Source organism: Nocardioides sp. (assembly GCF_041600255.1).
Taxonomy (GTDB): Bacteria; Actinomycetota; Actinomycetes; order Propionibacteriales; family Nocardioidaceae; genus Nocardioides.
This window is the reverse complement of the sequence record NZ_JBFIKK010000182.1, coordinates 1-4,787: the sequence shown is the minus strand read 5'-3', so window position 1 is coordinate 4,787 and position 4,787 is coordinate 1. Positions and strand designations below refer to the sequence as shown.

The following is a 4,787-nucleotide window of genomic DNA, read 5'->3' as shown; positions in this document are numbered from 1 at the left end:
GGAGGAGATCGCCTCCACCGTGGTGTTCCTGGCCGGCGACGGAGGGGCGTACATCACCGGCGCCGTCATCCCCGTGGACGGCGGCCTGGGCATGGGCCACTGAGCAGTCCCGACCCGACTCGACTGACGAACGAAGGACACGACATGGGCATTCTTGACGGCAAGCGGATCCTGGTCGCCGGGGTCACGATGGACTCCTCGATCGGCTTCGCGACGGCGAAGGTCGCCCAGGAGCAGGGCGCCACCGTGCTGATCTCCAACTTCGGCCGCGCCCTGGGCATCACCCGCCGGATCGCCAAGCGACTGCCGGTCGAGCCACCGGTGCTGGAGCTCGACGTCACCGACTCCGAGCACCTCGAGCGCCTGCCCGAGCTGGTGCGGGAGCACGTGGACGGGCTGGACGGGGTGGTGCACTCGATCGCCTACGGCAACCCGGAGACCCTGCTGGGTGGCAAGTTCCTCGACGGCCCGTGGGAGGACGTCGCCCAGGCGGTCCAGGTGTCGGCGTACTCGTTGAAGTCCCTGGCGGTCGCCTGCCGGCCGCTGATGGGCCCCGGCAGCGGGGTGGTCGGGCTGACCTTCGACGCCACGGTGGCGTGGCCGGCGTACGACTGGATGGGGGTGGCCAAGGCCGCCCTCGAGTCGACGTCGCGCTACCTGGCCCGCGACCTCGGGCCGCACGGCATCCGGTGCAACCTGGTCTCGGCCGGCCCGTTGAAGACGCTGGCCGCGAAGGCGATCCCGGGGTTCGAGGAGCTGGACTCGATGTGGGCCGAGCGTGCGCCGCTCGGCTGGGACAACACCGACCAGACCCCGACCGCGCAGGCGGTGTGCGTCCTGCTCTCGGACTTCTTCCCGGCCACCACCGGTGAGATCGTCCACGTCGACGGTGGCTTCCACGCGATGGGGTCGTGAGCGGCACCCTTCGGTAGCGTGGCGCCGGTGACGTCCTCTCTTGTCGAACTGCGGGTCCTCGAGGGCCCGAACCTCTACTTCCCCCGCGCCGCCATCAAGCTCACCCTCGACATCAGCGGCATCGCCGCTGCCTCCGAGGAGACCGCCGTCCGGTTCGCCCGCCGGATCGGGCTGAAGAACGCCCGGCCCGGTGCGCCGGAGACCGGATTCCGGCAGCGCTTCGCGGTCCGCGCGGTCGCCCGCCTGGTCCGCGCGGTCGCGGCGGAGTCGGGGACGTCCCGGCTCGCGGTCCGGGTGCGCCCCACGAACGACCCGCACGAGATCATCGTGGCCTTTCCGTGGCGGCACCGTCAGCGGGCCCAGGAGATGGGCCGGGCCGTCGGCGAGGTGCTGGACGCGCTGCTGAGCACCGACATCGAGACCGCGGTCAGCGATGCCGCCGCACGGGTCGCTGCCTCGGAGCCCGGTGAGCGTCCGCGTACCATCACCCCGCGAATCCCGGTGGTGGCCGTGACCGGGACGAACGGCAAGACCACGACGTCGCGGATGATCGCGCACATCGCCCGCCACGAGGGCCGGCTGGTCGGCTGGTCCAACACCGACGGCATCTACATCGACGGTGAGCTGGTCGAGGCCGGGGACTACTCCGGCCCCAGCGGAGCCGGCCGGGTGCTCGCGCACCCCGAGGTCCAGCTCGCGGTGACCGAGACCGCCCGCGGCGGGATCCTGCTCAAGGGGATCGGGTTGACCCGCAACGACGTCTCGGTGGTCACCAACGTCTCGGCCGACCACCTCGGTCTCCAGGGGATCGACACCGTCGACCAGCTGGCCGAGGTCAAGGCCGTCGTACCCCGGATCACTCGCAAGAGCGGCTGGGCGGTGCTGAACGCCGACGACCCGCGGGTCTTCGCGATGCGGGGCATCATCCAGGCCCAACCCTGGGTGTTCTCGCGCGACCCCGACTCACCCGCGATCCGGGAGGTGCTCGGCCACGGCGGGCGCGCCACCACGGTCATCGACGGCTGGGTCTGCGTGCTCCGGCCCGATCACGACCCCGAGCCCCTGGTCGAGCTGGTCGACGTCCCGATGACGCTGGCCGGGCTGTCCCGCTTCAACGTGGAGAACACGCTGGCCGCTGCGTCCGCCTCGCTCGCGATCGGCATCGGGAAGGAGACCGTGGTCGAGGGGCTGCGCACGTTCCTGCCGGACGCCGAGCACAACCCCGGACGGATGAACTTCTTCTCCATCGGCGAGGTCTCGGTGGTGATGGATCTCGCGCACAACGAGGCGGGCCTCGAGGCGCTGATCGAGATCATGAACGGCGTACGCCGCCCCGGCGCCCGCCTGCTCCTCGCGCTGGGCGCCGTCGGGGACCGGCACGACGACATGATCGGCCGACTCGGCGAGATCGGGGCACGCGACAGCGATGTGATGGTGATCGCGCACAAGGCGCGCTACCTGCGCGGGCGCGACGTGGAGGCTCTCGACGAGGTGCTCCGTGCGGGCGCCGAGCGGGTCGGGGTCACCGACATCACGTCGTACCCGACCGAAGTGGCCGGGATGGCCGCCCTGGTGGCCCAGGCCAGGCCCGGGGACGTCGTGGCGCTGATGTGCCATGCCGAGCGCGAGGAGGCCTACGCCTGGATCGCCGAGCAGGGCGGCACTCCGGACTCGCACGAGACGCTCAGGGCGAAGGTCCGGCTCGCTGCCGGGTCGGCCTCCCCGGTCGTCTAAGGGAGGCCGGACTCAGGGCGGGTCGGCCTCGCCCACCGGTCCGGTACGCACGTCGAGGTCGCCCTCGACCAGGAAGCCGAGCAGGCCGCCGGAGGAGCGCGTCTCGTGCGGCTCGCCGGCCTCCCAGACGACTGCCTGCCCGGGACCGATCTCGACGGGGGAGGAGTCGCCCCCGGCGACCGTCGCGTCACCGCTGACCACCACGAGCAACTGGCGTGCCGGCGCCGGGTGGCGCCCGATGACGCCGCCGGGGCGAAGGTGCACCACGACGAGGTGGGCGTCGGAGGTCAGACCGAGACCTCCGACGCTCAGCCCGGAGCTGCCGTTCGCGTCGACCCGGCGCTCGGAGATCCCGGACAGGTCGACCAGGTGCATCGGTGCCTCAGGCCTCCGGGGTTGCGGTGGGGACGACCGGTGCCGCGTAGTCCGGGTCGGCGGCGGGGGAGTCGGGGTTGGCGCCCGATCCCGCCTGGGCCTGGTGGGACCAGGTCTCCAGCTCCGTCATCACCGCGGCGTGCGCGTCCACGCAGACCACCACGAGGTCGTTGCGGTTGGCGCGGCTCATCGCGTGGCGCACGGCCTCGATCTCCTCGAGCACCTCCACGGCCTGCTTGCAGCGCGTGCCCTCCTCGGCCATCGCCGCGCGCACGCCCTCCATCACCAGGGCGGCCGTCTCGCCGCGCTCCCGACCTCGCAGCTGCACGTCCTCTCGGACGATCACCACGTCGAAGTGCTGGGCCGCGATGTGGCCGAGCTCGCGCATGTCCTCGTCGCGACGATCCCCGGCGGTGGCGATGATCCCGATCCGCGAGGGTCGGGCCAGGTCGTGGCCGGCCGACATCGAGTCGCCGACCCGGTCCACGAAGTCGCCGAGCGCCTTCATCCCGGGCGCGTTGTGGCAGTAGTCGACGATCACGTTCACGCCGTTGACCTCGACCTCGTTCAGCCGACCGGGGGAGAGGTAGTAGCTCGTGGAGAAGGTGCGCAGGCCTTGACGGATGTCGTGCAGCGGGGCACCCGCCGCGAAGGCCGCCGCCGCCGCACCCAGCGTGTTCTGGACGTTCATCCGGGCCCGACCCCCGAAGGTCGCCGGCAGCAGGTGGGTCCACGCCAGCTGCATCTCGCGTCGGCCGTGCTTGACGACGATCATCTCGCCACGCTCGGACGGGTTGAGCACGAGCGCCTTGCCGCCACGGCGGCAGTGCGCCTCGATCATCTCGCGAACCTCGGAGCCGGGCTCCTCCATCGAGAACCAGACGACCTGGCCCGAGCAGCGCTTGCGCATGTTGCGCACCAGCGGGTCGTCGGCGTTCAGGACGGCGTGGCCGTCACGCGGGACCGCCTCGACCAGGACGGCCTTGACATCGGCCAGCTGCTCGACGGTGTCGATGCCGCGCAGGCCGAGGTGGTCGGGCTGGACGTTGAGCACGACGGCCACGTCGTTGCGCTCGTAGCCGAGACCCTCGCGCAGGATGCCGCCCCGGGCCACCTCGAAGACCGCGAAGTCGACGCGGGGGTTCTGCAGCACCATCCGCGCCGAACGAGGACCGGACGCGTCGGACCGGATCAGGAGTCGCTCGTCGATGACGACGCCGTCGGTCGACGTCATGCCGACCTTGCGGCCCATCCCCTTGAAGATGTGCGAGATCATCCGCGACGTCGTGGTCTTGCCGTTGGTGCCGGTCACCGCGACGATCGGGATCCGCGCGGTGGAGCCGGGCGGAAAGAGCATGTCGACGACCGGCTTGGCGATGAACTGCGGCTCACCGATGGTCGGGTGCGTGTGCATCCGGAAGCCCGGCGCGGCGTTGACCTCGCAGATCGCGCCGCCGGTCTCGCGGACGGGCTCGGTGATGTCGGGGCAGATGAAGTCGATCCCGGCGATGTCGAGCCCGATCATCCGGGCCGCCTCCTCGGCGATCTCGACGTTCTCCGGGTGCGCCTCGAAGGTGCGGTCGATGGAGATGCCACCGGTCGACATGTTGCCGGTCAGGGCGAGCTTGACGGTCTGCCCCTCCGGGGGGACATCGCTCATCTCGAAGCCCTGCTCGCGCACCAGCGCGATCGCGGCGTTGTCGACCTTGATCCGGGTCAGCACCTTCTCGTGGCCGACGCCTCGGCGCGGGTCGGCGTTCGCG

At 71.4% G+C, this 4,787-nt stretch carries 5 protein-coding genes; 3 read left to right on the top strand and 2 right to left on the bottom strand.

Features of this window, described 5'->3' with window-relative positions; all coding sequences use genetic code 11:
- The 3 genes from ABZE72_RS15675 to ABZE72_RS15665 form a co-directional block, all read left to right on the top strand.
- A partial coding sequence (locus ABZE72_RS15675; RefSeq protein WP_372729969.1) for an SDR family oxidoreductase occupies positions 1 to 103 on the top strand: 103 nt, incomplete at its 5' end.
- Between the two features lie 41 nt (positions 104 to 144).
- On the top strand, positions 145 to 915 hold the full coding sequence (fabI, locus tag ABZE72_RS15670) for an enoyl-ACP reductase FabI (protein WP_372729968.1): 771 nt from the start codon (positions 145 to 147) through the stop codon (positions 913 to 915).
- A 27-nt stretch (positions 916 to 942) separates the two neighbouring features.
- Positions 943 to 2,649: a Mur ligase family protein gene (locus tag ABZE72_RS15665; RefSeq protein WP_372729967.1), complete on the top strand. Its 1,707-nt coding sequence runs from the start codon at positions 943 to 945 to the stop codon at positions 2,647 to 2,649.
- Positions 2,650 to 2,661: 12 nt separating this feature from the next.
- Here the strand turns inward: ABZE72_RS15665 and ABZE72_RS15660 are convergent, their stop codons facing one another.
- Together ABZE72_RS15660 and ABZE72_RS15655 are read right to left on the bottom strand one after the other, a co-directional pair.
- Entirely contained in the window at positions 2,662 to 3,024 is a 363-nt protein-coding gene (locus ABZE72_RS15660; protein WP_372729966.1) for a cupin domain-containing protein, read from the bottom strand.
- A gap of 7 nt (positions 3,025 to 3,031) precedes the next feature.
- Positions 3,032 to 4,787, bottom strand: a 1,756-nt coding sequence (locus tag ABZE72_RS15655) for a Mur ligase family protein (RefSeq protein ID WP_372729965.1), incomplete at its 5' end; no start/stop codon positions are given.

Excerpts from the sequence above, each read along its gene's own strand:
- ABZE72_RS15660 (WP_372729966.1), bottom strand. The coding sequence starts at position 3,024 with ATGCACCTGGTCGACCTGTCCGGGATCTCCGAGCGCCGGGTCGACGCG.
- fabI (WP_372729968.1), top strand. The coding sequence starts at position 145 with ATGGGCATTCTTGACGGCAAGCGGATCCTGGTCGCCGGGGTCACGATG.